This window comes from Mangrovibacter sp. MFB070 (assembly GCF_000705335.1).
GTDB classification, from domain to species: domain Bacteria; phylum Pseudomonadota; class Gammaproteobacteria; order Enterobacterales; family Enterobacteriaceae; genus Mangrovibacter; species Mangrovibacter plantisponsor.
In genome coordinates, this window is record NZ_JJMI01000025.1 from 234,170 (window position 1) to 261,035 (window position 26,866).

25 protein-coding genes are annotated in these 26,866 nt (G+C 53.0%); 10 read left to right on the forward strand and 15 right to left on the reverse strand.

The window, feature by feature from the left end:
• Positions 1-54 precede the first annotated feature (54 nt).
• The 5 genes from DT73_RS13275 to DT73_RS13295 all read left to right on the forward strand — a co-directional run bounded on the left by DT73_RS13275 (position 55) and on the right by DT73_RS13295 (position 5,157).
• On the forward strand, positions 55-1,923 hold the full coding sequence (locus DT73_RS13275; RefSeq protein ID WP_036109638.1) for a putative nucleotidyltransferase substrate binding domain-containing protein: 1,869 nt from the start codon (positions 55-57) through the stop codon (positions 1,921-1,923).
• Positions 1,920-2,633 carry an exonuclease domain-containing protein gene (locus DT73_RS13280; protein ID WP_051691375.1) on the forward strand — a complete coding sequence of 238 codons (714 nt, stop codon included), beginning with the start codon at positions 1,920-1,922 and terminating at the stop codon, positions 2,631-2,633. Before DT73_RS13275 ends, DT73_RS13280 begins: the two co-directional genes overlap by 4 nt.
• Positions 2,634-2,829: 196 nt before the next feature.
• Positions 2,830-3,552: a nucleoside recognition domain-containing protein gene (locus tag DT73_RS13285; protein ID WP_036109641.1), complete on the forward strand. Its 723-nt coding sequence runs from the start codon at positions 2,830-2,832 to the stop codon at positions 3,550-3,552.
• Between the two features lies 1 nt (position 3,553).
• The gene (locus DT73_RS13290) at positions 3,554-4,015 is read left to right on the forward strand and encodes a YjiG family protein (RefSeq protein ID WP_036109644.1); all 462 of its coding nucleotides are present in this window, start codon (positions 3,554-3,556) and stop codon (positions 4,013-4,015) included.
• Between the two features lie 17 nt (positions 4,016-4,032).
• Positions 4,033-5,157 carry a M20 family metallopeptidase gene (locus DT73_RS13295; protein WP_036109648.1) on the forward strand — a complete coding sequence of 375 codons (1,125 nt, stop codon included), beginning with the start codon at positions 4,033-4,035 and terminating at the stop codon, positions 5,155-5,157.
• Between the two features lie 331 nt (positions 5,158-5,488).
• On the opposite strand, the gene DT73_RS13300 is transcribed toward DT73_RS13295, so the two are convergent.
• The 15 genes from DT73_RS13300 to hycA form a co-directional block, all read right to left on the reverse strand.
• Entirely contained in the window at positions 5,489-7,171 is a 1,683-nt protein-coding gene (locus DT73_RS13300; protein WP_036109651.1) for a methyl-accepting chemotaxis protein, read from the reverse strand.
• 151 nt (positions 7,172-7,322) lie between these two features.
• Complete coding sequence (locus DT73_RS13305; RefSeq protein WP_036109655.1) at positions 7,323-8,240, reverse strand: bestrophin family protein; 918 nt, start codon at positions 8,238-8,240, stop codon at positions 7,323-7,325.
• 685 nt (positions 8,241-8,925) lie between these two features.
• Entirely contained in the window at positions 8,926-9,951 is a 1,026-nt protein-coding gene (locus tag DT73_RS13310; protein WP_036109657.1) for a HoxN/HupN/NixA family nickel/cobalt transporter, read from the reverse strand.
• 13 nt (positions 9,952-9,964) lie between these two features.
• Positions 9,965-12,196, reverse strand: a complete 2,232-nt coding sequence (gene hypF / locus DT73_RS13315) for a carbamoyltransferase HypF (protein WP_036109660.1) — start codon at positions 12,194-12,196, stop codon at positions 9,965-9,967.
• 46 nt (positions 12,197-12,242) lie between these two features.
• Positions 12,243-14,390 (reverse strand): formate dehydrogenase subunit alpha, encoded by a 2,148-nt coding sequence (gene fdhF, locus DT73_RS13320; RefSeq protein ID WP_036109663.1) that lies wholly within the window; start codon positions 14,388-14,390, stop codon positions 12,243-12,245.
• Between the two features lie 37 nt (positions 14,391-14,427).
• Positions 14,428-14,973 carry an electron transport protein HydN gene (gene hydN / locus DT73_RS13325; protein ID WP_036109666.1) on the reverse strand — a complete coding sequence of 182 codons (546 nt, stop codon included), beginning with the start codon at positions 14,971-14,973 and terminating at the stop codon, positions 14,428-14,430.
• Between the two features lie 161 nt (positions 14,974-15,134).
• Complete coding sequence (gene hycI / locus DT73_RS13330) at positions 15,135-15,602, reverse strand: hydrogenase maturation peptidase HycI (RefSeq protein ID WP_036109669.1); 468 nt, start codon at positions 15,600-15,602, stop codon at positions 15,135-15,137.
• Positions 15,595-16,005 (reverse strand): formate hydrogenlyase maturation HycH family protein, encoded by a 411-nt coding sequence (locus tag DT73_RS13335; RefSeq protein WP_036109672.1) that lies wholly within the window; start codon positions 16,003-16,005, stop codon positions 15,595-15,597. The genes hycI and DT73_RS13335 overlap by 8 nt, the downstream gene beginning before the upstream one ends.
• Positions 16,005-16,769 carry an NADH-quinone oxidoreductase subunit B family protein gene (locus DT73_RS13340; RefSeq protein WP_036109675.1) on the reverse strand — a complete coding sequence of 255 codons (765 nt, stop codon included), beginning with the start codon at positions 16,767-16,769 and terminating at the stop codon, positions 16,005-16,007. The genes DT73_RS13335 and DT73_RS13340 overlap by 1 nt, the downstream gene beginning before the upstream one ends.
• Positions 16,769-17,311 carry a formate hydrogenlyase complex iron-sulfur subunit gene (locus DT73_RS13345; protein WP_036109678.1) on the reverse strand — a complete coding sequence of 181 codons (543 nt, stop codon included), beginning with the start codon at positions 17,309-17,311 and terminating at the stop codon, positions 16,769-16,771. The genes DT73_RS13340 and DT73_RS13345 overlap by 1 nt, the downstream gene beginning before the upstream one ends.
• 41 nt (positions 17,312-17,352) lie before the next feature.
• On the reverse strand, positions 17,353-19,062 hold the full coding sequence (locus tag DT73_RS13350) for an NADH-quinone oxidoreductase subunit C (protein WP_036109681.1): 1,710 nt from the start codon (positions 19,060-19,062) through the stop codon (positions 17,353-17,355).
• A 17-nt stretch (positions 19,063-19,079) separates the two neighbouring features.
• A complete protein-coding gene (locus tag DT73_RS13355) occupies positions 19,080-20,006 on the reverse strand; it encodes a respiratory chain complex I subunit 1 family protein (RefSeq protein WP_036109684.1) in 927 nt (308 codons plus the stop codon).
• 2 nt (positions 20,007-20,008) lie between these two features.
• The gene (hycC, locus tag DT73_RS13360; protein ID WP_036109686.1) at positions 20,009-21,838 is read right to left on the reverse strand and encodes a formate hydrogenlyase subunit 3; all 1,830 of its coding nucleotides are present in this window, start codon (positions 21,836-21,838) and stop codon (positions 20,009-20,011) included.
• Positions 21,835-22,443: a 4Fe-4S dicluster domain-containing protein gene (locus DT73_RS13365; RefSeq protein ID WP_036109689.1), complete on the reverse strand. Its 609-nt coding sequence runs from the start codon at positions 22,441-22,443 to the stop codon at positions 21,835-21,837. Before DT73_RS13365 ends, hycC begins: the two co-directional genes overlap by 4 nt.
• Positions 22,444-22,529: 86 nt before the next feature.
• On the reverse strand, positions 22,530-22,997 hold the full coding sequence (hycA, locus tag DT73_RS13370) for a formate hydrogenlyase regulator HycA (protein WP_036109692.1): 468 nt from the start codon (positions 22,995-22,997) through the stop codon (positions 22,530-22,532).
• A 225-nt stretch (positions 22,998-23,222) separates the two neighbouring features.
• Between hycA and hypA the strand changes: the two genes are divergently transcribed.
• From hypA to hypE, 5 genes are read left to right on the forward strand one after another with little or no spacing between them, the layout of a single operon-like run.
• On the forward strand, positions 23,223-23,567 hold the full coding sequence (gene hypA, locus DT73_RS13375) for a hydrogenase maturation nickel metallochaperone HypA (protein WP_036109693.1): 345 nt from the start codon (positions 23,223-23,225) through the stop codon (positions 23,565-23,567).
• A 9-nt stretch (positions 23,568-23,576) separates the two neighbouring features.
• Entirely contained in the window at positions 23,577-24,461 is an 885-nt protein-coding gene (gene hypB, locus DT73_RS13380) for a hydrogenase nickel incorporation protein HypB (RefSeq protein ID WP_036109696.1), read from the forward strand.
• Positions 24,452-24,727, forward strand: coding sequence for a HypC/HybG/HupF family hydrogenase formation chaperone (locus DT73_RS13385; protein ID WP_036109698.1), 276 nt, complete (start codon positions 24,452-24,454; stop codon positions 24,725-24,727). Before hypB ends, DT73_RS13385 begins: the two co-directional genes overlap by 10 nt.
• Before the next feature lies 1 nt (position 24,728).
• Positions 24,729-25,850: a hydrogenase formation protein HypD gene (hypD, locus tag DT73_RS13390; protein ID WP_036109701.1), complete on the forward strand. Its 1,122-nt coding sequence runs from the start codon at positions 24,729-24,731 to the stop codon at positions 25,848-25,850.
• Positions 25,847-26,857, forward strand: coding sequence for a hydrogenase expression/formation protein HypE (gene hypE, locus DT73_RS13395; RefSeq protein WP_036109704.1), 1,011 nt, complete (start codon positions 25,847-25,849; stop codon positions 26,855-26,857). Before hypD ends, hypE begins: the two co-directional genes overlap by 4 nt.
• Positions 26,858-26,866 lie beyond the last annotated feature (9 nt).

Here is a 26,866-nt window from a genome sequence, read left to right on the forward strand (position 1 = left end):
ATAAAACAGCATTCCATTATGCAATGGATCCGTTCTGCGACAGGAAAGCCGCTTATGTCAGAGATTGTACTGCCCAGTATCAGTGAGTTTATCGCTCAAGTATCCCCCTTGAATTCATTACCCGTCAGTGCGCAGAAAACCATTGCGAGCCACTTGCGTATTCGCTACCTGGCGGCAGGAGAAACCCTGCCTTTCGATGCCAGTGAAGAAGAGCGTTGGCTGTATGTGGTGCGCACCGGGGCGCTGGAACAGCGCTGGCGGGATGGCGTATTGCGGGCACGCCTTGGCCCGGAAGATTTATTTGGCTTTACCTTTCTCGAAGGCATACCAGGCAACCCGGAAGATTGCTATAACGTGACAGCGTTGCAAAACACCCTGCTCTATCAAATTCCGCATTCTTTGTTGAAAAACCTGCTGAACAGCTACCCGGAATACGCCACCCATTTTTCGATTAACGCCCATGAGCGGCTGGGCTCAGCCATGAATGTGGTCTGGTCAAATGACGAAAAAGGGTTGTTTGTTCGCAAAGTTGCGGATGTCGCGAGCGATGTGATATCCGTCGTGCAGTCAGACACCACCATTCAGCAAACTGCCTGGCAAATGCGCGGGGTTGACCGGTGTTCCACGGCGGTGGTAATGGAAGATGACCAGATTGTGGGCATTATTACTGACCGGGATATGTCCCTGCGGGTAGTCGCACAAGGGGTGGATGCCAGCCGCCCGGTCAAAGAGGTCATGACACCTTCCCCGGTCACTATTGGCCCGAACGAACTCATTATGCAGGCTGTCGCATTAATGATGCAGCACGGCATTCGCGGGTTGCCCGTGGTCAACCAGAACCGGCCAGTCGGGCTGTTAACCACCTCGCATCTGGTTCAGCATCACCGGGTACAGGCTATTTTCCTGATTGAAAAGATTAACCACTGCAATACGGTTGACGAACTGGCTGCGCTGGCCGTTGAACGCCAGGCGGTGTTTGAAGCGCTGGTGGAAGGCAACCTGCACAGTGAGAGCACGCATTTAGTAATGACCATGATTATGGATGCCTGCACACGCAAACTGATAAACCTGGCAATTCAGCATCTGGGCACCCCACCGTGCGAATATGCCTGGCTGGTGGCAGGCTCTCACGCCCGTAACGAAGTGCACATGATGTCAGACCAGGACAGTGCGCTGGTGCTGGCCGACACCGCAACAGAAAGCGACATTATTTGGTTCATGCACATGGCGATGTACGTCAGCAACGGGCTGGATATGTGTGGTTACCCACTGTGCACTGGCAACTATATGGCTGCCTCCCGCCGCTGGTGCCAGCCAGTGCATATCTGGCAGGAATATTTCAAAAAATGGGTGCGCAACCCCGAATACAGCCAGTTGCTCAATGCCACAGTATTTCTGGAAACCCGGGCACTGGCAGGCAATGTTGCCTTGTGTGAAACAGTACAGCAAACGCTGCTCGATAGCATTGCAAAGAGCCCGGGCTTTTTACGCGCACTTACCCGTGATGCCGTTCAGACCAGCCCGCCACTGGGGATTTTTAATAATCTGGTGCTGGAAAAAAGTGGTTCAGACACCAAAACCCTGAATATCAAACGTTACGCACTGACGCTGATTATTGACCTGGCCCGTATTTATGCGCTGGCGGCAGGCTGTAGTGAAACTCGCACTGAAGTCCGGTTCATTGCCGCCAGGGATAAAGGCCTGTTATCACCGGACAGCTGTACTAATATTATCGACACTTTCCATTTTCTGACCCGCCAGCGCCTGTTACATCAGTGCCAACAAATTCGCCAGGGCCATCCGGCAGATAACCAGATAAACCCACAAGATTTTGGCAGTTTCGAGCGCAAACACCTCAAAGACGCGTTTCGGATAATTTCAGGTTTGCAGGATGCCGCGAAGTTGAGGTTTGTGAAAGAGTGAAGCTGCAATTACCCTGGTCCGGCACCGCTCTGGGGCTGCGCAAATTACACCAGCAACAGCAGCGCTGGCAACAAATTAGCGGGTTGCCTCCGGCATTACAGCGCCTGGTGAATACCCCCCTGCCTGGCGCAGATACCTTGTTGCACAATTATCCCTGGCTGGCGTTTGATTTTGAAACCTCCGGGATGAACGCCGAACAGGCACATATTTTGAGCATTGGTTTTGTGCCTGTTGTTGCCCGGCAAATAGCGCTGGATCAGGCACAACACCACTATGTCGCCTCTTCAGTTGAAATCAAAGAACAAACCGCCATTCTCACGCATATTACGCCGGAAATGCTGAAAAATGCGGCCGGTATCGATGAAGCAATGGAGCGGTTATTCACCCACCTGGCCGGTCATGTAGCCGTGGTACATGGCAAAATGGTCGAGGCCCGTTTTATCAACCATTACCTGGTGACGCGCTATGGGCTGGATACACTGCCCGTTATCTGGCTGGATACACTTGAAATGGGGCGTCAGCACCAACGCCTGCAACAGGATGGCAGAGAAGACTACCGCCTGGCCTCGTTACGCTCTCGCTGCGGCTTGCCTCCCTACACGGCACACAATGCGTTGAGTGATGCTGTCGCAACAGCCGAACTTGCTATGGCTCAACTGGCCTGCCGTTTTTGCAACACCCCGCCAACTATTGGCGATATTCTTGGTTAGCAACGGGGGTAACCTCAGCTTTTTCGAGGTTACTCATCGAATTACCTTTCACTTCACACCATTAAATTAAAAAAATAAAAATACTTACTTTTCATTACGTTACAAATGAAAATATTCATGACCTGTGTCATTTTGTTTCCTGGTTATCTGCCCACAATAGCGGCTCCACAACATGGAGAAAAGATAAAGGAGCCTTATGTCCGTTTCCCCCACTCAAGATGAACCTGCAGTGACCCCAGGTGCCTGGCTGGCACTGGCCTTTGCCGTGATATTTTTCTCCGGCATTGCCAGCGGTAACAGCTGGTACGGGATTTTTGATTTCACTACGTTAAACGGGGCCTTTGGCCGGGTGGTTTCTGGTGCGCAACTGAATGATGGCACGCTGACCACCAGCACTATAAGCTTTCGCGGTGTTGGCGGGCATGGTGCAATGGACGGTTTCCTGTTTGCTCTTGGTCTGATCCCCGCCGTGATGTTTGCGCTGGGGATGATAAACGTCCTGGAGCACTACGGTGCATTACGCGCTGCCCGCCGTTTACTCACCCCACTGTTACGCCCCTTGCTCGGCTTACCTGGCCATACCGGGCTGGCACTGATTGGCAGCCTGCAAAGTACTGATGTCGGGGCGTCATTAACCCGCAACCTCGCAGAACAGGGCGAAATCAGTGAGGACGAGCGTGATGTCTTCGCGATGTTTCAGTTCTCAGCAGGTGCCATGCTGACCAACTTTTTTGGTTCTGGTGCGGTGTTGTTTGCTCTGGTGGCAGCAGACGGCTCGGTAGTCGTTCCCGCCTCAATTGGTAGCTGTATTGCCGTGATGTTTATCATGAAAATTGTCGGCGCAAATGTAATGCGCCTGTGCCTGCTTACCCGCCGGGGTAAAACCGCAACCCCACCGTTAACCAGCAAGGAGAGCTAAAATGTCGACAACCCCGCGCCCTATGGTGACAGACATTTTTATTGAAGGTGCCCGCAAAGGCTGGACAGTCGCCACTACCAGTACATTACCAAATGTGGTGATGGCGTTTATTCTTATAAAAGCACTGGAAATTACCGGAACCTTGTCTCTGATAGGCAAAGTGTTCGCACCTGTAATGGGGGTGTTCGGTTTGCCTGGTGAAGCCGCTGCGGTTCTGATTGGCGCCTGGATGTCGATGGGCGGTGCCATTGGTGTGCTTATTGGTCTGTTTGAACGCGGTATTCTGGCCGGTGAGCATATTGCGATTCTGGTGCCCGCCATCTATCTGATGGGTTCGCAGGTACAGTATCTCGGCCGTATTCTTGGGGTAATTGGTACCCGCGCGGCGCGCATACCGCTGATGATTGGCATCTCATTACTTAACGCCTTCCTCGCTATGTGGTTAATGCGCATCATTCTCTGACGATAAGGATACTGAATATGGATATGAACCATTACACCAGTCTGCTCAGCCAACTGGTCAATATTGATTGTGGCACCCAGACACCACAAGGTGTCGCAACAGTAGCAGCACGGCTTTGTGCCTGGTGGCAGGAGGCTGGCTGGTTTACCCGCACAATAGAGCTGGATGAAGCCTGTGGGCCTGGGCTGCTGGTCACTAACCGGCATGAACCGGCACACTACGACGTGCTGCTTATTGGCCATATGGACACCGTTTTCCCACCAGGCACCGCGGCTCAGCGCCCAATGAGCGAAGATAACACACGAATCTATGGCCCCGGGGTTTCCGACATGAAAGCCGGGCTGGTCAACATCTTCTTCGCCCTGAATAACCTTTCCAAAGCAGACAACGAACGGTTGTCGATTGCCGTTGCCATGAATCCGGACGAAGAAATCGGTTCTCCCTGGTCTCATCAATGGCTGAGCGAACTGGCAAGCCGCGCCCGTGTTGTGCTGGTGTGCGAAGCAGCCCGGGCAGATGGCTCACTGGTCAAAGCGCGTAAAGGCGTGGCAACCTGGGAAATACAATTCGCCGGTGTCGCGGCGCATGCAGGGAATGAACCAGAAAAAGGGCGCAGCGCAATTACAGCACTGGCACATACAGTACTGGCGGTTAACCAACTGGCTAATTCAGATGCCGGCACAACAGTGAATGTGGGTGTTATCCGTGGAGGGGACGCACCTAATATTGTCGCCGCCAGTGCCACTGCGGCAGTGGATGTCCGTTTCTGGGAAAACAGTGATTATGAAAGGGTGAAAGATGCGCTGCTCACACTGTGCAGCCAGCCGGGGTATAACGGCGTGGCATTGTCTGCCCATTGTCTTGCCCATAAGCCCGCCATGATGCCAGGCGAAGCAACCCAGGCGTTAATGCACCATATTGAACAGGCTGGTGAGCATTGTGGCGTACCCATTACCTGGCAAGCCGTTGGTGGGGGAAGTGATGCTAACTTAACCGCAGCATTGGGGATCCCAACAATAGATGGGCTGGGGCCAGTAGGCGGTGGTTTCCATTCACCCGAGGAATACCTGGAAAAGGCGTCCATTGCACCACGAATCGCGCTCTTAAAGGAAATTATCAGCAGGTTACCTTGCAATGCGTAACAGTAGAAAATACTGCCAATTAATTAATATTATCTATATGTGCTATTTTAATCTAAAAATAATTGTAATGAAAAAGTATTAGTCTACTACCAGTTTAAGTAGCCCTTGGTGACAAGCCACTTAAATCGGTTACAATACCAGCGAATAACATAAAAATTAATCCGTGAAAATTGCCCGGCCATTGGCCGGGATTTTTTTGCCCTGCAGTGGCAGAGAACAAATAAAGTAAAACAACCACAAAATTTTGCGCAAAAATGTCTGTTCAGGCCGGGTGTATATTTAACCGGGGAACGCGCCGTATTACAGCCCCGCTCCCCGGCAATTGGCTATGTTAAAACGACTCCCAGTCCCCACCCGCGCTGACTTCTGTGCGGCTGGATTTCTTCACCGGTGAGCTGAGTGCAGCTTTAGGTGCAGAATGGCTCAGGTTTGCCTGGTGCCCAACGTTGTCTCTCTGGTCTGCAGACAGGCGGAATTTCGCTACAGAGCGCTGTAACCCTTCGGTCTGGCGCTCCAGTTCTGCTGCTGCCGTCGAAATCTCCTGAACCAGTGAGGAGTTTTGCTGGGTGACGCTATCCATCTGGGTAATCGCAATGCCCACCTGAGACACGCCTTTACTCTGCTCTTCAGAAGCATTGGCTATCTGCTTCATTATTTCGGTGACATTAGAGACAGCTTTAACGATATCCCCCATGGTGCTGCCTGCTTCATCTACCTGGCGGGAACCGTTATCCACACGCTGTACCGAATCACTGATCAGCGCTTCAATCTCTTTTGCAGCCCCGGCACTACGTTGCGCCAGGTTGCGTACTTCGCTGGCTACCACAGCAAACCCACGCCCTTGCTCCCCGGCCCGGGCGGCTTCAACCGCTGCGTTCAGTGCCAGAATGTTAGTCTGGAAGGCAATACTGTTAATTACATTGGTGATTTCAGCAATTTTCTTCGAACTTTCGGAAATCCCCTGCATGGTACTGACCACATCCCCTACCAGGCGGCCACCTTTGCTGGCAGTTTCAGAAGCCTGCTGCGCCAGTGCACTGGCATGGTTGGCATTTTCCGCATTGAGTTGTACGGTAGAGGTGATTTGTTCCATACTGGCTGCGGTTTCCACCAGTGCTGCGGCCTGCTGCTCAGTGCGCGAAGAAAGGTCGTTGTTGCCTGAGGCAATTTCCGTCGCCCCCTGCCAAATATTCTCCGTACCCGAACGAATGGCGCTGACGGCAACCCGCAGGCTGTCCTGCATTGCACTGAGTAATGGCACCAGTTTTCCTACACAGTTACGCCCTTCATCCACCAATGGTTGGCTCAAGTCCCCTTCGGCTATAACCCGGAAATGCTCGCGAATGCGGTCCAGCGGTTTAACCAGGAAGCGCACTAAATAGCGGTCAGTAAACAGCAACAACGCCAGGCCAATCAGCACGGCAATAATAATGATGGTTTTGGTGACCGAAGTCAGGTGAGCCACTTCTTTGCGTGTTTCATCAAGCTGAGCACCAGCGGCCTTATTGTAACTGGTTGCCGCAGCGCCAAAGGCACGGCTTAGCGCAGGTGTCACGTTATGCGCATGGTTGCGGTATTGATCCGCAGTACCAGAACGTGCCAGCTCCATTTGCGGCGCAACGCCTGCTTCATACAGTTTTTGCCATGCGTCAATCACCTTATCGGAAGTCTCTTTATCCATAGGCCCTGGCGCGCCTTGTTTAAAGACAGCCAGTTGATGCGCCATGTTATCCAGCGCCTCTTTGACTGGCCCAAAATCGGCTTCTGTCGGCATTTTGCCTTCAGCTTTGTTTTCCATTAAACGGGTCAGGCGGGTAATAAAGCGGAAGTATTGATCATTACCACGGCTCAGCGCATTCATCTGATCCGCCAGTAACTGCCCTGTGGTATTCCCCTCAGTCTGCTGGTCAAGAGAGTAGACGCTGTACGCGCCCACGCCGCACCACAGCAGGCAAAAAAGCCCGAGCACCCATAACATGACGGCTCGTATAGTAAAGTTTTTAAGAAAGCCCATATTTGCACCTTGTTACTGGTTATTGATCAATAACGACTTCATAACATCTGAAGGGGTTATCGGCACCCGGTGCAGAACATGTAACTTATTTTTTTATCGTCACGATGTAATTTGGCGACTGCTCACAAATTACAGCCAAAACATAGGGAAATCAGGTCAGTCGGTGTTGTTTATCCGGATGCATTTTCTCTGGGCAATTGCTGTCCCCGATCATCTGGCACAGCTCAATTTCAATCGTATTGCATATCGCATCCAGGGCGAGATCGTTCGCTTCCGTTCCAAAAGGTTCTTCCAGCTCTTCAGCCAAAGTATCCAGCGAAATAAAGGTATAAGAGATAAAAACGGAAACCAGCGGGGTAAAGACGTGGATCTGGTTGATCAGAGCAAAAGGTAACAACGTACAAAATGCGTAGACAGTGCGGTGCAAAATCAATGAGTAGGCAAACGGCACTGGCGTATTGGCGATGCGTTCGCAGCCGCCCAAAATACCAGAAAGCTGATTCAGGTGCGCATTCAGGTTCTGGTAGAGAATATCGGAAATTTTCCCGGCGCGGCGTGCTTCTGCCACCCGCTCTCCCATGATTAACAACAACCGGTTACAGGGGGTTTGCTGGGCATTCACTAATGTGGCTACCTGCGGTTCAACAAACCGTTGTAACACCTCTTCTACCGGTTTATGGCGCAACTGGTAATTAAGGCAATAACAAAATGCCAGCAAGTCGTTTTTCAGGCTTTGCGGGTAGTGAGTGTCGCCGGGAAATAAAGTTATAACTTCGCGCATTAGTGAACGGCAATTAATCAGCAGGCTGCCCCATAATTGGCGCGCTTCGCAATAACGCGCCCATGACGCACTGTTACGGAACCCAAGAAAAATCGCAATTGCAATGCCCAATAAGCTGAACGGCGCGAGGGTTATTTTAACATGCAGGCTTTCATACCAGCTATATACCCCAAGCAATACCAGGGATAACAACAAGTTTAATAATAACCGTGAGTATATTTTAGACATCACGGAACCGTGCCACGCAAATAACCGCGTGAACCAGTGTTGGTGTGGGCGAACAATCATAATTAGTCAGTCTGTGTCAGTGTACGCGAAGCGTCTGTTTATTATATGCAGGCCTGGTAACGCTAGCACAGGGGCACGTTCAACTCTAGCCAAAAAGCTAAACGACTTATGTCAGCCAGCCACATTAAAAGAGGAAATCATGAGTGGATAAAAGGGGATTATTTGAGTGCTTTTTCCCTGTCTGCCAACCTGCAACATAATAACCAGAGACAATGCCCATACAGCAGATAACAGACCATAAATGGGTAAAAAACCATTTTTTTAACTGACATTGTTATCTTTACGACAATTTCTTAGAGTAATTACGTGGTTTTAACCACAGAAACAGAAACACATAACCAACAGACTGGCAACATCCCCAATACTTCCCGCCACAAAAATAATCCCCTTATTTTTAAACAGGAATATCCTGATTAGGAACCCTGTACTTTGCCAGAAAGAGAATAAAAAAAGCCTGCTAAATAGCAGGCCGAGTCTGATGACAAACTTTATATTCACACAGAACGAAAGAATGCCACCCAATAAAAAACCAGGAAAATCAATTCATTGATTTTCGGCTACTAATTAAAAAGAAGGAAAAACCACGTTTTTTCCTTCTTTTTCATCAATCTGAGCCTGCTAAATAGCAGGCCAGAGGTTGATGTCATGCACGAAGACTACAGAAGACTCACCGCATTACTTTTCTTTAGTGGTGAACGGATAATGCATCGTAACCTTTCCAGCGGTAATTCAGCATCGACACTATCCAGCAGAAAATAAACAAGCCGACCACAACAAACCCGGCATTGCCTAAATTATCATTGAGTAAACTCACGATATTCCAGAAACCGCCCTGTAAATCCAGTTTTTCCATAACCAGGCCCAGTGCTTCCATACCGCCAATAAACAGCGCAACAATTACGGATGTAGCGGTAATCGTCATATTGTAATAGAGCTTACGTTGGGGTTTGTTAAATGCCCAACCATATGCGCCAACCATCACGAAGTTATCCAGCGTATCAATCAATGCCATCCCACTGGCAAATAACGCCGGGAAAACCAGAATTGACCAAATCGAAATACCGTTGGAAGCAGACGCCGCAGAGATACCCAGCACACCAATTTCCGTTGCGGTATCAAAGCCCAGGCCAAACAAGAAACCAACAAGATACATCTGCCAGCTATGGGAAATTAACCGAAATGTCCGTTTAAACAACCAACTCATGATGCCGCCGCCAATCGCATCTTCCATGGCGTTGTTCACAGGCTCGCCGCGTTTCAACCGGCTAAATGCGTGCCATACCCCACGTAAAATCACCAGATTCACCAGGGCCATAGCCAGTAAGAACACGGCAGAAACCGTTGTGCCTATTACACTACCGGTTTCATGAAACCAGTCCATTTTATGCTGAAACGCTGCCGCAGTGGCTGCAATGGCAATCGTGGCAAGAATCACAATGCTGGAGTGCCCCAGCGAAAACCAGGCACCCACACCAAGTGGACGTTTCCCTTGCTGCATCATCTTGCGGGTGACATTGTCGATAGCGGCAATATGGTCAGCATCCACGGCATGGCGTAAACCATAGCACCAGGCCAGCAAACTGGCGGCCATCAGCGCCGGGCTGTGGCTGAAAGAGATAAACGCCCAGCCCCACGCGCCAAGGTTAGCTAATAACAAAGCACTGACCAGTGACACGGCGCGCCCATCCAGATGAGACATTTTCGACAACATAATAGGTTCCTGGTTATCCCTGCAACCGGGCAGCCGCAACCAGCGCCTGCCCCCATGAAAGTGCGCCGTCTCCTGCAGGAAGATCATGGGGAAACAACACACGATAATCGCCAAGCCAGTGCAGAAGGCGCTGGCGAAAAAGCCGATTGTGAAAAACGCCGCCAGCACAGACGACCGTAGAAATACCTTGTGCCCGCGCGTGCAATCGCGCCAGTTGGGCGAAGCCCTGAGCCAGGACATCATGAAACACCCAGGCTTTTTCTGGCACCGTTGCATTCAGCGCCAGAAAAGCGGGCCAGAAAGCAGCAAGCCCCAGCGTATTATTCTCCACGGGTAAGGAAATGGTGTGCCGGAAACCCGAGCACTGCAAAGCCAGTGCTTCAAGGCTACAGGCCGCTTCCCCTTCCCAGGTTTGCTGGTCTGCAACACACCCCAATGCTGCCGCTACTGCATCAAATAGCCGCCCGGCAGAAGATGCCAGCGGGGCATTAATTCCCCGGGTAATGGCTTTTTCCAGCACCGCCCAGGGGTGAGCCAGTAAACTGGCACAGTGCGGGTTGCTCTGCCAGCCGGGAACAAAAGCCAGGCATTGTGCGAGAAAATTACGCCATGGCTGGCGTGCGGCCAGGTCTGCGCCGGGTAATGCAACCGCTGGCAACCCACCCAGGTGGCGGCATTGGCGGTAGTCCACCAGCAAACACTCCCCACCCCACAACGCGCCATCACTGCCCATACCAATACCGTCCAGGCTGAGCCCTATCACCGGTTCGGTTTCCCGTGGCAGACCATGCTCCCCCATACATGCGGCCAGGTGCGCATGGTGGTGCAATACCGTTTGTACCGGCAGGCCCATTTCACAAGCGAGGGAATAAGCACGGTAACCTGTATGCGCATCAGCAACGATATGCCGGGGTGAAAAGCCATAGACTTCGCACATCACGCGCCAGGCCTGCCACCACTGTTTCTCCACCTGAGGGTCGTGCAGGTCACCTAAATGCTGGCTGATAACAGCCTGGTTACCACGCACCAGGCAGAAGGTATTTTTAAGGTCGCCCCCGAGGCTCGCCAGCGGTTCAACAGCGGTGAATCCAGGCGGTAGCAGTAAGGCATCGGGCACAAAGCCCCTGGCCCGGCGCAGCATCGCACCGTCTGCAGCCAGTACTGAATCATCCATCCGTTGCAGGATGTCGCGGTTATGCAGCAGGAAACCATCGGCAATATCAGCCAGGTCGCTACAGGCTTCCTCATTACTCAAAACCGGAGGCTTACCGCTCAGGTTGCCGGATGTCATCACCAGCGGGCGTTTCACACCCTGCATCAATAAATGCTGGATGGGGTTGGCTGGCACCATCACCCCCACTTCGTTCAACCCAGGTGCAATGGCGGAACACAGGTGGTTAACCTGCGTTTTATCCACCAGCACAACGGGTGCCGCCGGGGTTAACAACAGTTCCTGCGCACTGGCGCTCAGTGATGCGGCATCTGGCAGCATCACCGCCAGTGGCTTGCCCGGGCGCTGTTTGCGCTGGCGCAGGCGCATCACTGCCTGCTGGCTGGTTGCGTCACAGGCCAGGTGAAATCCGCCCAGGCCTTTAACTGCCACAATTTCACCACGCAACAAACAGGCAACAGCCTGCTGCAGTGCCTCTTCCCCTGCAAGTGCGGGTTCCCCGCTACGCTGCCAGGAGAGTTGCGGGCCACATTCCGGGCAGGCGACCGGCTGAGCATGGAAACGCCGGTCAGCCGGGTTCTGGTACTCGCTTTCACACACACTGCAGAGCGGAAAAGCGGCCATAACTGTATTTGGCCGGTCATAAGGCATCGCCCGGATAATCGTGAGACGCGGGCCGCAGTGTGTACAGTTGATAAAAGGATAGCGATAACGGCGTTCAAGCGGGTCGTTCATTTCAGCCAGGCAGTCCGGGCAGGTTGCCGCATCCGGGGCTATTTGCGTCACCATTGCGCCCTGTGTTTCGCTCTGGCGAATGGCAAACCCCTGCGGCAGTGCCCCCCAGTGAAAGGGAGACGGCTCAATGCTGTCAATCCGTGCCAGCGGAGGGCAATCGTGATGCAGCCCGTTAACAAACGCCTGGCTGTCGCCATACAGGCGCACCAGCACGCCAGCGCTGTCATTGCAGACATCGCCAGCCAGATTCAAACGTTGCGCCAGTTGCCAGACAAAGGGACGAAACCCCACACCCTGAACTTTGCCGCGAATGCGTAAACAAATACCGTTATCGCTCATCTTCTTATCATGCGCTGCGAGCCAGGCCCGCAGCGCATTGTCAGCCTTATGCGATAGCTTCGCGCAGGCGTGCTTTCATATCGTTGTAAGTGGTTTGTGCATAATTCTCAGCCCAGCGCTGGTCTTCAATCGCCGTCACGTTAACCGCACAATATTTGGTTTCCGGTGTTTTGGAGATAGGATCCAGGTTGTCCTGAGTCAGTTCGTTACATGCGCCAATCCACCACTGGTAGGTCATGTACACGGCCCCCGTATTGATACGCTCGTTGATATTGGCACGGCTGATAACTTTCCCGCGGCGGGAAGCCACCCAGACCAGTTGCTGGTCTTTCACGCCAAGGCGTTGCGCATCTTCCGGGTTAAGTTGTACAAAGCCAGGTTCATCTGCCAGCGTTTGCAGTGCCGCACAGTTACCGGTCATAGAACGGCAAGAGTAGTGGCCCACTTCACGCACGGTACACAATACCAGCGGGTAGTCGTTATCCGGCACTTCAGCCGGTGCGCGCCACTGTGCAGCAAACAATTTACCTTTGCCGCTATCGGTATCGAACTTGTTACCTTTGTACAGGTACTGGGTACCCGGGTGGTCAAGCGTCGGGCAAGGCCACTGAACGTGCCCCATATCACCCATTTTTTCGTAGGTTACGCCATAGAACAGCGGGCACAACTCACGCAACTCATCCCAAATTTGCTGGTTGTTTTCATAGTGCATGGGGTAACCCATTGCTGTCGCAAGCAGGCTGATAATTTCCCAGTCACGTTTCACGTTGTACTGCGGTTCAATGGCTTTTTCGAAACGCTGGAAACCACGGTCAGCACAAGTGAAGACACCACCATGCTCGCCCCAGGAGGTAGCAGGCAGCAGCACATCGGCCACTTCGGCGGTTTTAGTCAGGAAGATATCCTGCACGACAACAAAATCGAGCGCTTCAAACCCTTTACGCACCAGGCCCAGGTCGGCTTCAGTTTGCAGCGGGTCTTCGCCCATGATGTAGTAGGCTTTGATTTTCCCTTCCAGCGCCAGGTGTGGCACTTCGGTAATGCGGGTACCCACTTTGTCATCCATGATTGCCGGGTCAATATTCCAGGCTTTGGCAAACTTGGCACGCACATCGGCATCGGTAACATCCTGGTAGCCCGGGAACTGGTTAGGCAGAACCCCCATATCACAGGCACCCTGTACGTTGTTCTGACCACGAACCGGGCCAACACCAACATTTTCACGACCCAGGTTACCGGTCAGCAGCGCAAGGCTTGCGAGGCCTTTAACCACATCAACAGCCTGGCCAAACTGAGTAACACCCATACCCCACATGATAGTGGCGGAAGGTGCCGCGGCATAAGTACGCATCGCCTGGCGAATTTGCTGCGCGCTAACCCCAGTCAGGTGTTCTACAGCTTCCGGTGCGTAGTCTTTTACCACTTCACGGTAAGCATCCAGACCTTCGGTATATTTCGCAACATACTCTTTGTCGTAGAGGTTTTCTTCCAGCAGGACATAAGCGAAGGCATTCACCAGCGCCATGTTACAACCGTTTTTAATTTGCAAATGCTGGTCAGCAATACGGGCAGTTTCAATGCGACGCGGGTCGCAAACAATAATTTTGGCGCCATTTTCTTTGGCTTTAATCACCCGGCGCGCCACGATTGGGTGTGAATCCGCACAGTTGTAACCAATTACCAGCAGGCAACGTGAATTCTCAATGTCACCAATGGAGTTACTCATTGCCCCATTACCTAATGCTGCCTGCAAACCGGCAACAGACGGGCCATGGCACACACGCGCACAGCAATCGACGTTATTGGTATTGAGCACCGCACGGGCAAACTTCTGCATCACAAAGTTAGTTTCGTTACCCGTACCACGAGAAGAACCGGTGGTCATGATAGAACGCGGGCCATATTTGGCTTTGATATCACTTAAACGTTTTGCGGTGTAGCTGATAGCTTCTTCCCAGGAAACAGGCTGAAGTTTGCCACCTTTTTCATAGCGGATCATTGGCTGCTGGAGGCGTGGTGTCAGCAGTTTGGTATCGTTCAGGAAGTCCCAGCCATAGTAGCCTTTAAGGCACAATTCATTCTGGTTGGTTTTACCATCGGCGGCTTCAGCACGGATGATTTTGTTGTTTTCAACGACAAGTTTCAGTTTGCAGCCTGCTCCGCAATAGGGGCAAACACTGGTAATCTTTTTCATCTATAACAGACCTGTTAAAAGTTGAAAGTCACTGAGATTAAAACATCAGCGATGTGGTGGTATCCAGAGCAGCACGGCGGCGTTTTTCCGCACTCATTGACTCCAGCTTATTTCTGTCGACACAAACAATTGCGTTGGTCGGGCAGGCCTCAACACAGGCAGGGCCATTTTCACGGTGAAAACACAGGTCACATTTGTGCGCTTCTGCTTTTTCAGCCTGAATATTCAGCCCGGCACCGCTGTTACGCACTACCGGTTTCACGACGACATCCATCGCGCCATAGGGGCAGGCAACCACACAGGTTTTACAACCAATGCAGCGTTCTTGCATAACATGAACAAAACCTTTATCGCGGCTGATGGCGCCGTTCGGGCAAACATTGGCACAGGGAGCATCTTCACACTGGCGGCACATGGTTGCCGTCGAAACGTTGACGCCTTTAATAACATGAATGCGTGGTTGAAAAGTCTGTGGCGTCAGCGCAGCGCAATCCTGGTTTTCCTGGTGAGATACCACACATGCCACTTCACATGTGCGACACCCGATACATTTGCTCGCATCAGCAAGGATGAAACGGTTCATCTACTTCTCCAGCAGTAATAGTGGTTTCCGCGCTTATTAAGCACATTTCATGCCAACTATTAATACATTGTTATTTAAAGATTTTATTTTTTATTTTTGCCAAAAAAAATGTCATCGACACAAGTGACGATGACATTTGACAACATGATGACAGCTAAAAATCAGCAGTCTGGCTCCAGTAAGGCAAAGCCGCCCTGCCCTTCCCAACTGGCAAGCCGGGCATAAACTTCATCCACGGCAGCAATCACCGGTGCAGTCATGGGGTAATAAAAACCCACGATATCGGGTTGGATACCGAGGAAAATCACCTCTCCCACATCCTCTTTGATTTGGTCAACCAAATAGTTCAGCGGCATATTATGGGTGGTCATCATAAACATTTCGGCAATATCATCCGGGTTGATAACCCGGATTTCGCCTGGGTTGAGCCCCATTTCTGTGGCATCAACCAGCAGCAGGCGGTCTGGCCGTAATTCACGAATCGCCACAACATCATTTTCCGGGGCGCTGCCGCCATCTATCAGCACCCAGTTACCCTGAGGAGCTGCACGAAAGCGCTCGGCCAGTAACGGACCGGCGCCGTCATCGCCCATCATGCTGTTGCCAACACATAACAATACGTCAGTCATGTTGCCTCCTGACCATCAGGTACACTGCCGGCTCCTGGTGAATAGCCTGCAACATTGCCAGCATTTGCTCGCTCCAGCTTTGTTGCTCCGGCGTTTGCTGGCTGCGGGCGTTATCAAACGCGTAAGCCAGCATGTCGACATGGGTACTGTCGATAACGATTTCCCCATAACGCGGCACGCCTTCCATTTTACGCCGCGCCTGGCTACCCGCTTCGAGTGTTGCCACCCATGCCTGGTAAGCCGGATAAGGGCACGTCAACGCGGCCTTCAGGCAGTCGATCACCCCCAGATGGTGGCCAATCGCCAGGCTGTAATACACCACTTGTTGGGCATCTGCGGGCGTATTGTCGTTTTCATCGACAAATTTGCGGCTCAACTGGCTGAACACCACGGTTTCACTCATCAGACACGCTCCCCGGCCACCAGATTTTGCAGATTGCCAACAATTTCACTCAGGCGCGGATCATTTTCGCTCGACAACCAGCTCCCCACTTTATCTTCACCTTGTGCCAGCATACGCAGGTAATCATTGGCAATCTGGCGGCCATAGCGGTAGCCCGCCAGGCGGCGCGCTTCACGCTCAATACGCACACGCAACGGCTGAACCATATCCGGGTGTAATAACTGTGCAGGCTGGTTATCCACTTCTCCCGGCAAACGGGCATGAATTTTCTGCTCCAGCAACCCTAACGCCATGGCAAAACCATACAGTGTGGCGGCAGGTGTCGGCGGGCAACCTGGAATATAGACATCAACCGGCACTATTTTGTCGGTACCGCCCCAGACGCAATACAGGTCATGGAAGATGCCGCCACTGTTGCCACAGGCCCCGTAAGAAATACAGATTTTCGGATCCGGGGCTGATTCCCAGGCCCGCAACGCCGGCGAGCGCATCGCACGAGTAACCGCGCCAGTAAATAACAGAATGTCGGCATGACGTGGTGATGGCACTACTTTAATCCCGAAGCGTTCAGCGTCGAACAGTGGTGAAATAGTGGCGAAAATCTCAATTTCACAGCCGTTGCAGCCACCGCAGTCCACCCGGTAAACATAGGCAGAGCGTTTGATTTTTTTCAGCAACGACGTTTTCATCTGCGCAATGGATTCATCCACTGTCATGGGAACCGGTATCCCGTTGGCGTCGCGTGGCCCTAACAGGTTGCTCATCAGCTGGCCTCCTTCATCTGGCGGCTGAAATCAATTTTATCTGACGGCGCAAGGCACTGCTGACGCTTGCAGTCCGGGCAGGTTTCAAAACTTTCCCGGCGTGATTCCGCGCGCGGGTCGCCCTCATGGGCTAACAAAGCAATGGCGTAATCAATCTCTTTTTGTACCGCAAAAGGCTTGCCGCATTCCCGGCAATGGCACAGGTCAAAACGCGCCTGCTGGAGGAAATCCTCTTTACGCCATACGGCAAGTTCATACTCCTGGGAGAGCTTAATTGCGGCTGTCGGGCAAACTTCTTCGCACCGGCCACAAAAAATGCAGCGCCCAAGGTTAAACTGCCAGGCTTGCTGGTCAGTTGCCAGGTCAGTTTCCACACTCAGTGCATTAGACGGGCAGGCATTGACGCAGGCTGCGCAACCAATGCACTGCTGGGGGTTATGTTGTGGCTTACCCCGGAAATTTTTATCAACCTCAATCGGGCTGAGCGGGTAGCTTTGTGTTGCCACCCCGGTTTTCAACGCTTTTTTGATAAACGTAAACATCATTGCTCCTCTGCGCCCGCCAAACGCGGGCGCCAAAGACGTTATTTCAGTGGCGAGTTTTTGCGTTCAATGCTGTAACGTTCGAGCTCTTTATATGGCACAACTTTGCTCTTACGTTTACGCACATCCACTACCGTCATACGGTCCGTACAGGAGTAGCACGGGTCAAGACTGCCGATAATCAACGGTGCGTCAGACACGGTATTACCGCGCAACATGTAACGCAGAGTTGGCCAGTTGGCATAAGTCGCGGCACGGCAGCGCCAGCGATACAATTTCTGGTTATCGCCAGTCATACTCCAGTGGATATCATCGCCACGCGGCGCTTCTGCGAAACCTAAAGCGAAGCGGTGGGGAATATACGTGAAGCCTTCCACCATCAGCGGGCCACCCGGCAGGTTATCCAGACCGAAGTCAATCATATTCAGCGCGGTAAACACTTCGTTAATCCGCACTTTGAGGCGGGAAATAACATCGCAGCCCTGCTCGCTGTGGACTTCCATTGGCAGTAATCCATAGCCCACAAACGGGTGATCCGCACGGGTATCACGGGCATGCCCACTGGCACGCACCATTGGGCCCACGTTACTGAAGTCACGGGCTATTTGCGGGTCAAGGCGGCCAATCCCCACGGTACGCTGTTCAATATTTGGCGTACTGAGCAGAATATCGACCAGATCCTGCACGTCACGGCGCATTTGCTGAGCCAGTTTACGTGTCTGAATCATGTCGTCTTTGAGCATGTCGCGGCGAATACCGCCAATCAGGTTCAGGCCATAGGTTTTACGCGCACCGGTCAGGATCTCGGCCATTTTCATGGAATGCTCACGCACCTTGAAGAACTGCATAAAGCCGGAGTCAAAACCCACAAAGTGGCAGGCCAGCCCCAGGTTGAGCAGGTGGCTGTGCAGGCGCTCTACTTCCAGCAAAATTGCGCGGATCATCTGCGCCCTTTCCGGCACCTGAATCCCCATGGCATTTTCCACAGAGGTGGTATAGGCCGTGCTGTGTGCAAAACCGCAAATGCCACACACCCGGTCAGACAGGAATGTCACTTCGTTGTAGCCCATGCGGGTTTCCGCCAGTTTTTCCATACCACGGTGGACATAGAACAACCGGTAGTCGGCATCAATGATGTTCTCGCCATCAACAAACAGGCGGAAATGCCCTGGTTCATCAGAGGTGACATGCAGCGGGCCAATCGGCACCACGTTGTTTTTCTTATCGCCCAGTTCATTAATGAACGGGTAAGTTTCCTGATCGGTGGTCGGTGCCGGACGCTGGCGGTAGTCCATGCTGTCTTTGCGCAGCGGATACAAATCATCCGGCCAGTCATCAGGCAGTACCAGGCGGCGCTCATCGGGCAACCCGACAGGCTGCAGGCCATACATATCGCGCACTTCACGCTCGCCCCACACCGCAGCCGGTACTCGTGGCGTTACCGCCGGGTACTCCAGTTTCACCGGGTCTACTTCAACACGTACCGTAATCCAGCAACGCACGCCCTGCTCCATCGACAGCACATAGTAGACCGCGTAGTTACCACACAACTGGCGTTCGTCATTACCAAACAACACTGACAACCATCCACCTTGTTGGTAGTAGAGATGTTCCACCACCTCAGGCAGCCGGTCGACCTTAACCGTTAATGTTATCTGGTCTTTGGTCTGCCAGGCTTCTTCCAGGATAACGCCCGGGAAAGCCTGATGTAGCGCAGCAATATACTGCTGGCCGATTTTTTCTTCTGACATGGATACACTCTCTTAAATCACGCCACCAACAAGGAGACGAACGCTAAAAAGGCAAAGCCGAACCCGGCCCAGGTAACCCGGGAGGTGGCAAGAAAACGCAAACGCGCCATGCTGTTTTCAAACAGAGCAATCACCAGCACCCCAACCACCAGTTTGACCAGCGCGATAACCACCGCCAGCACCAGGCCAGACCAGGAGAACTGAGTCATTTGCCCCCAGGGGATAAACACCCCAAGAAACATTTGCAGCACCACCAGTTGCTTCAGGCTGATTGCCCATTTCATGACAGCAAACCCGGCACCGCTGTATTCCGATAACGGCCCTTCCTGCAGTTCCTGTTCAGCTTCCGCCAGGTCGAACGGCAGTTTGCCCATTTCAATGAATGTGGCGAAGCCACAGGCAACCAGAGCCAGAACCAATGGAATGCTGTGGGAAACAGGCCAGTGCGCAATAATCAATGCGATATTGCCAACATTAGTGGAACCAGCCACTAACGCTGCCACCCATAAACCCAACAGCAACATGGGTTCAACCAGAACCCCGAGCATTGCCTCACGGCTGGCACCCAGGCCAGTAAACGGGCTGCCGGTATCCAGACCGGCTATGGCGAAGAAAAAGCGCACAATAGCGAACAGGTAGAGAAGCGTTATCAGGTCACCCAGTGGTGCAAGGGGAGAAGCTATTGTCACCACCGGCAACGCGGTGGCAATCGTCAGCAACACACCACACATCACAAAAGGTGTCAGGCGGAACACCCAACCAGATGCCGCAGGCGCCACGCTCTGGCGGCCCAACAGCTTAACTAAATCACGGTATTCCTGGAGCAGGCCCGGCCCACGGCGGTTATGCAGCCGGGCACGGGCAACGCGCGTCACACCAGCAATCAGGGGAGCCAGTGCAAACAGCACCAGCGCCTGAATACAGGCCAGTAACACAGTATTCATCTTCAGACTCCTCGGGTAATGACAACAACCAGCAATACAGCCAGTTCGATTAAGGCCAGGCGACGGAATACCCCCGCCACACATTCACTCTGCCAGCCCGGAAACAGACGCACCGGGTTCAACCAGTTACGCAATTTCAGTACCGGAGCAAACGCCCCTTTCACTGGCATGGCAAAACCGTGAGCCGTAATCACCATTGATTGTTCGTGGTCGTAGCCGCATACCCAGGCCATGCCTTTACTGCGGGCAGCCAGGCGGTCGCCTTTGAGCAACAACATCAACAGGAAAGGCAGGAATGGGCAGGCCACCAGCAGCAGTGTCATCATGGGTTGAGAAACGGTGGTATGTGCGGTAACCAGCGGTAATGGCACAGCCTGTTGCAGTAATGGCAACAGCCAGGGCGCAGCCACACCCGCCACCACGCAGCACAATGCCAGCCCGATGACACTGATGTTCATTAATACCGGTGCACTGCGAGACTGTTCAGCGGCGGCGGTACGCGGCGCGCCAAGGAACGTCACGCCATACACTTTCGCCATACACATCACAGCCAGCGCCCCGGTAATTGCCAGGCCAACAGCCATCAGCGGCCCAAAGAAGCGGCCAATAAACACAGGGGCATTACTCAAATGGAAGAAAGACTGGTAAATCAGCCATTCACCGGCAAAGCCGTTCAGTGGCGGTAATGCGGCCATCGCCATCAGCCCCACCAGCATGGCGAGAGAAATCGCCGGCATGCGTTTACCCATACCACCAAGTTTCTCAATATCGCGGTGGCCGGTGCGGAACCATACAGCCCCGGCACCAAGGAATAAGGTGGTTTTAAACAAGCTGTGGTTAATCAGGTGATATAAACCGCCAGTCAGCCCAAGGGCAATCAGCACGGTGTCATTCAGCGCACAGCCAATCAGCCCAACGCCAAGGCCCAGCAAAATAATGCCGATGTTTTCCAGCGCGTGGTAAGCCAGCAGGCGGTTAATGTTGTGCTCCATCAGCGCATACAGCCCACCGACAAAGGCAGTTAACATGCCCAGCAACAGCACCACAACCCCCCACCAAAGCGGCAACTGGCTACCCAGTAAAGACAAAGTAAGAATGCCGTACAGGCCCACTTTCAACACCACAGCCGAAAACACTGCCGCTGCTGGCGCAGAAGCATTGGCATGGGCTTGTGGCACCCAGCCATGCAAGGGAATAATGCCTGCCAGCAGGCCAAAACCCAGCAAGCCAAGGATCCAGATAGCCGGGGTTAACGGAAACGCACTGACCGCAGGTTGCAGTTCGACAAAATCCAGGGTGCCGTAACGCGCCCGAAGAAGCCATGCACAAACCGCCAGCAGAACAGTACCCAGGCGGCCCAGTAAGAACCACAACTTGCCAGACTGGCTGCACCCGGTAAGAAACACAGCACACAACGCCATGATTTCAGCCATCACAATCAACATGGCGAAATTAGTGGCTGTCACAGCAAGCAGTGCTGCGGCCATCAGTAAATTCAATAAGAAACCATTGCAACGGACATCTTCATGGCGGTGCCAGGCAATATTGAACACACTGACGAACAGTGACGGAATACACAGCGCAATCAGCCAGATACTGCTTAATGCAGTTAGCTGAAACGTCATATGCATAAAGCTGAACGAGCTGACAGCCTGAGGCGCAGCCCCAGTCAGCACGGCACCTGCCGCCAGGATAGCCATCAGGCTACTGGCCGCGCCACACACCCCGGCCAGCAGGCCACTGAGCGTGCGGGAAAAGGCAAAGAAAAGCGCCAGCACTGCGGTAATAATAAAACCGAGCACCGCGCCATCCATCAACGACAACGCATTCATTTAGTTGCCTCCGTCCCGGTATTGAATAAAGACAAATCACCCAAATTCGCATTCACCGTCAGCGCACGTTTACGTTTGCTGGCCAGCGCCAAATCTGCGTTGTCCACAACACGCAGTGCTTTGGTCGGGCAGGTACGTACACAGGCCGGGCCTTGCTCATCGAACTGGCATAAATCACATTTCACAGCCACCGCACGAATACCTGGCACCCAGTCCAGCATGCTGCTGACTTTGGCCGGAGCTGGCGGTGCCGGAGGCGCTTTAGATGTATTGACGTTGGCCGGAATATCCAGCGGGCGGCTGCCGGAGAACTCAATAGCGCCAAATGGGCAGGCAATACCGCACAGCTTGCAGCTCACACACAAACTTTCATTGAGCTGAACAGCGCCATCAACACGTTTAATCGCGTTGACCGGGCACACGGTCGCGCATGGCGCGTCTTCACAGTGGTGGCATAACTGCGGCGCGGATTCATTTTTATTGCGCATGACTTTCAGGCGCGGCAGCGATTGCAGCCCCTGCTGGCGATGCGTTTCAGAACAGGCAGCTTCACAGGTATGGCAACCTATGCACAGCCTGGAGTCGGCGATAACAAAACGATTCACCGGGTATGTCCTCGGGTCGATAGTCATTTTTGACGAAAACATGCCGCAAACTGTCAATTTCGACAGATGTCGACACAGGTTAAGGCTCAGGCCAGTGCGTGGCGGGCCAGTTCTTGTTTAAGCTCACTGACATTCAGCGGCGTATCATCATGTACTGCCTGATACAGGCTGTCGTAGACACTGCCAATCTTGCCAAGGTAGTGGTCGAGCACCTGCTGGCGGTCGCGGATATTCACGGTGTTATCTATCTGTCCGGCATTGCTCAGCTCAGCCGTGCTAATCAGTAGCCGGGTGTTATCATCACGGGTACTTAAGGCATATTCGATGGTGTGGCAGTTAAAGCCTTTAGCAGGCTCAATGTGCACAATAAAGTGGTCAAACAGCACAAAGCAGAGATCCTCGTCGGGGCTGCATCCCACTGCGTGGTACAGGTGTGCTTTTGATAACGTGACGGCCTGAATCAGGGTGTTGCAGTAGGTATGCCACTGATCCTGTAGCTGGCGATGCCGGTCGGCAATGTATTCAGCTTTTTCGCTCAGTTCCCAAATGGTCATGTTGCGTTACTCTTTTGATGGAAGTTCCCTCCATAAGCACATAACGTGCCAATTTTTAATTAATTGTTTTTTAATGATTTATTTTAAAATCAAACCAATGAGCAGTTTTTTGACATGTCATTTTCGTCATCGTCGTCATCGCTGACGACATTTCTTTACCAGGGGAAAATAAAACATGGCACTTTTATTGCATTGGGTGCGCAGGGTGATTCACGAGGAGCAGTTATGCACGAAATTACACTCTGCCAGCGCGCTGTCGAATTAATGGAGCAGCAGGCTCGCCAGAATAACGCACAGCGTATTACCGCAGTCTGGCTCAAGATTGGCGCGTTCTCCTGCGTGGAAACCAGCGCACTGACCTTCTGTTTCGAACTGGTGTGCCGCGGCACGCTGGCAGAAGGTTGTGCCCTGCATATAGAAGAACAACAGGCAGAGTGCTGGTGCCCGCAGTGCCAGCAATATGTCACGTTATTAACCCAGCGCGTGCGCCGTTGCCCGCAGTGCCAGAGCGATAAGCTCCAGATAGTGGCCGACGACGGTATGCAGATAATGCGCCTGGAAATCGAGTAGGAGTGCTGTATGTGTACCACTTGTGGTTGCGGTGAAGGCAACCGTTATATCGAAGGCGATGAGCATAATCCCCACTCACCTTTCCGTAGTGCGCCTTTCGCGGCGTCAGCTTCTGTTGCTCATAAACTGAGTATCACCGGGCTGGCACCGGAAACCACCCACTTCGCGCCAGATGAACTGACAGGCGGCGACCTGCATTATGGGCACGGTGAAGCCGGTAGCCACGCGCCAGGCCAAAGCCAGCGCCGTATGCTGGAAGTTGAAATTGACGTTCTGGACAAAAACAACCAACTGGCTCGCCAGAACCGTACCTGGTTTGCCAAACAACAACAGTTGGTTCTCAACCTGGTCTCAAGCCCGGGTTCAGGTAAAACGACCCTGCTGACTGAAACCCTGAAACGCCTGCAAGGGCGTGTGCCGTGCGCCGTTATCGAAGGTGACCAGCAAACAGTTAACGATGCCGCACGTATCCGTGAAACAGGCACACCGGCAATCCAGGTGAACACCGGTAAAGGCTGCCATCTTGATGCGCAAATGATTCACGATGCCATGCACCGCCTGCCGCTGGACAACCATGGCATTCTGTTTATTGAAAACGTGGGTAATCTGGTGTGCCCGGCAAGTTTTGATTTAGGTGAACGCCATAAAGTAGCTGTGTTGTCTGTTACCGAAGGTGAAGACAAGCCACTGAAATACCCGCACATGTTCGCCGCTGCCTCACTGATGATCCTCAATAAAGTCGATTTACTGCCATACCTGGATTTTGACGTGGAAAAATGCCTCGCTTACGCCCGTGAAGTTAACCCGGGAATTGAAATTATCTCTTTGTCAGCCACCAAAGGCGACGGCATGGAGACCTGGCTTAACTGGCTGGAGGCGCAACAATGTGCATAGGCATTCCCGGGCAAATCAGCGCCCTGCTGGATGACAACCAGGCAAAAGTTGATGTCTGTGGCATCCAGCGTGATGTCGATTTAAGCCTGGTTGGGCAACACGACGAACAGGGCCAGCCGCGCCTGGGGCAATGGGTACTGGTGCATGTTGGGTTTGCCATGAGTGTGATTGATGAGCAGGAAGCCCGGGATACTCTGGATGCCTTACAGAATATGTTTGACGTTGAGCCTGATGTAGGCGCCCTGCTGTACGGCGAGGAGCGTTAATATGCATCTGGTCGATGAGTATCGCGACCCCGAACAGGTACGCAAACTTCTGGCACACCTCGCCCAGCGGGCTCCGCTGCTGGGTGCCACGCCAGAGCATCCACTGCGCATCATGGAAGTGTGTGGCGGGCACACCCACGCCATTTTCAAATTTGGCCTGGACCAGTTGTTACCACCCAATATTGAATTTATTCATGGCCCGGGCTGCCCGGTGTGTGTGCTGCCAATGGGGCGCATTGACACCTGTATTGATATTGCCCGCCGTCCCGGAGTTATTTTTTGTACTTTTGGCGATGCCTTACGCGTACCTGGCCGCCAGGGTTCCCTGCTGGATGCCAAAACGGCTGGTGCGGATATCCGTATTGTCTATTCGCCAATGGATGCCCTGAAACTGGCTCAACAAAACCCGGGCCATAAAGTGGTGTTCTTCGGGCTGGGTTTTGAAACCACGATGCCCGCCACGGCCATCACCCTGCGCCAGGCAAAAGCAAAAAACATCAATAATTTTTATTTTTTCTGCCAGCACATCACCCTGATCCCCACGCTGCAAAAATTACTGGAGCAGCCAGATAACCAGATTGATGCGTTTCTTGCCCCCGGCCATGTCAGTATGGTTATAGGCACCCAGGCTTATAATTTCATTACGCAACAATTTAATCGCCCTTTAGTGGTTGCTGGTTTCGAACCCCTTGATCTACTGCAAGGCGTAACCATGCTGGTTGAGCAGAAAATAGCGAATCACGCATGCGTGGAAAACCAGTACAGCCGCGTGGTACCTGATGAAGGCAACAAACTGGCACAACAGGCCATCGCCGATGTGTTTGTGGTTAATGGCGACAGCGAATGGCGTGGTCTGGGCGTGATTGACGCATCCGGGGTGCATTTAACCCCCGAGTACCAGAGTTTTGACGCCGAACGGCACTTTAACCCGGTGCGCCAGTCAGTCAATGACGACCCACGGGCCAGGTGTGGCGATGTGCTTACCGGCCGTTGTAAACCGCACCAGTGCCCGTTGTTTGGTAAAACCTGCAACCCTCAAAGTGCGTTTGGCGCGCTGATGGTGTCTTCAGAAGGTGCCTGTGCTGCCTGGTATCAATATCGAGCAGAGGAACCAGTGGCATGAAAACCGTTACCCTCGCCCACGGTAGTGGTGGGCAGGCAATGCAACAACTTATCGCCCAGCTGTTTATGCACGCCTTCGACAACCCCTGGCTGGCAACCCAGGAAGATCAGGCGCGCTTACCGCTGGATGTATTAACCAAAAGCGGCGACCATCTGGCATTTTCCACTGACAGCTACGTCATCGACCCACTGTTCTTTCCCGGTGGGGATATTGGCAAACTGGCTATTTGTGGCACCGCCAACGATGTTTCAGTGAGTGGCGCAATTCCACGCTGGATTTCCTGCGGATTCATTCTCGAAGAAGGCCTGGATTATGACACTCTGGAACGGGTGGTCACCAGTATGGCCAAAACAGCCCGGGATGCCGGTATTGCCGTAGTCACCGGGGATACCAAAGTGGTGCCGCGCGGTGCCGCAGATAAGCTGTTTATCAATACCGCCGGTATTGGCGCAGTGCCCCACCACCTGAACTGGGGCGCAAACCAGGTTGCACCGGGCGATGTTATCCTGGTCAGTGGCACACTGGGCGACCATGGCGCCACAATTCTTAACCTGCGTGAATCCCTTGGGCTGGACGGCGAGTTGCGCAGCGATTGTGCCGTGTTAACCCCGCTGATTCAGGCAGTGACTGGCCTGCAAGGCATTAAAGCCATGCGCGATGCCACCCGTGGCGGCGTGAATGCCGTTCTGCATGAATATGCGGCAGTCAGCGCCTGTGGTATGGAAATCAATGAAGCCAGTCTGCCCTTACACCCGGCGGTACGCGGCGTGTGCGAGTTACTGGGGCTGGACGCACTGAATTTTGCCAATGAAGGCAAGCTGGTTATTGTTGTGGCACGCGACAAAGCCGAGGGAGTGCTGGCGCAACTTCGTGCTCACCCCCTTGGCGCTGAAGCGGCCATTATTGGCGAGGTAGTCGAACGCAAAGGTGTGCGGGTGACCGGTTTATACGGTGTAAAACGCACACTGGACCTTCCTCACGCGGAGCCGTTACCGCGCATTTGTTGATGGCATAAG

Coding starts and splice junctions, on each gene's coding strand:
- hycC (WP_036109686.1), bottom strand. CDS start 21,838: ATGAATGCGTTGTCGTTGATGGATGGCGCGGTGCTCGGTTTTATTATT.
- fdhF (WP_036109663.1), bottom strand. CDS start 14,390: ATGAAAAAGATTACCAGTGTTTGCCCCTATTGCGGAGCAGGCTGCAAA.
- DT73_RS13335 (WP_036109672.1), bottom strand. CDS start 16,005: ATGAGTGAAACCGTGGTGTTCAGCCAGTTGAGCCGCAAATTTGTCGAT.
- DT73_RS13340 (WP_036109675.1), bottom strand. CDS start 16,769: ATGAGCAACCTGTTAGGGCCACGCGACGCCAACGGGATACCGGTTCCC.
- hydN (WP_036109666.1), bottom strand. CDS start 14,973: ATGAACCGTTTCATCCTTGCTGATGCGAGCAAATGTATCGGGTGTCGC.
- hypD (WP_036109701.1), top strand. CDS start 24,729: ATGCATCTGGTCGATGAGTATCGCGACCCCGAACAGGTACGCAAACTT.
- hycA (WP_036109692.1), bottom strand. CDS start 22,997: ATGACCATTTGGGAACTGAGCGAAAAAGCTGAATACATTGCCGACCGG.
- DT73_RS13275 (WP_036109638.1), top strand. CDS start 55: ATGTCAGAGATTGTACTGCCCAGTATCAGTGAGTTTATCGCTCAAGTA.
- DT73_RS13300 (WP_036109651.1), bottom strand. CDS start 7,171: ATGGGCTTTCTTAAAAACTTTACTATACGAGCCGTCATGTTATGGGTG.
- hypB (WP_036109696.1), top strand. CDS start 23,577: ATGTGTACCACTTGTGGTTGCGGTGAAGGCAACCGTTATATCGAAGGC.
- hypF (WP_036109660.1), bottom strand. CDS start 12,196: ATGAGCGATAACGGTATTTGTTTACGCATTCGCGGCAAAGTTCAGGGT.
- DT73_RS13305 (WP_036109655.1), bottom strand. CDS start 8,240: ATGATTGTTCGCCCACACCAACACTGGTTCACGCGGTTATTTGCGTGG.
- DT73_RS13350 (WP_036109681.1), bottom strand. CDS start 19,062: ATGTCAGAAGAAAAAATCGGCCAGCAGTATATTGCTGCGCTACATCAG.
- DT73_RS13345 (WP_036109678.1), bottom strand. CDS start 17,311: ATGTTTACGTTTATCAAAAAAGCGTTGAAAACCGGGGTGGCAACACAA.
- DT73_RS13355 (WP_036109684.1), bottom strand. CDS start 20,006: ATGAATACTGTGTTACTGGCCTGTATTCAGGCGCTGGTGCTGTTTGCA.
- DT73_RS13310 (WP_036109657.1), bottom strand. CDS start 9,951: ATGTTGTCGAAAATGTCTCATCTGGATGGGCGCGCCGTGTCACTGGTC.
- DT73_RS13285 (WP_036109641.1), top strand. CDS start 2,830: ATGTCCGTTTCCCCCACTCAAGATGAACCTGCAGTGACCCCAGGTGCC.
- hypA (WP_036109693.1), top strand. CDS start 23,223: ATGCACGAAATTACACTCTGCCAGCGCGCTGTCGAATTAATGGAGCAG.
- hypE (WP_036109704.1), top strand. CDS start 25,847: ATGAAAACCGTTACCCTCGCCCACGGTAGTGGTGGGCAGGCAATGCAA.
- DT73_RS13385 (WP_036109698.1), top strand. CDS start 24,452: ATGTGCATAGGCATTCCCGGGCAAATCAGCGCCCTGCTGGATGACAAC.
- DT73_RS13290 (WP_036109644.1), top strand. CDS start 3,554: ATGTCGACAACCCCGCGCCCTATGGTGACAGACATTTTTATTGAAGGT.
- hycI (WP_036109669.1), bottom strand. CDS start 15,602: ATGACTGACGTATTGTTATGTGTTGGCAACAGCATGATGGGCGATGAC.
- DT73_RS13295 (WP_036109648.1), top strand. CDS start 4,033: ATGGATATGAACCATTACACCAGTCTGCTCAGCCAACTGGTCAATATT.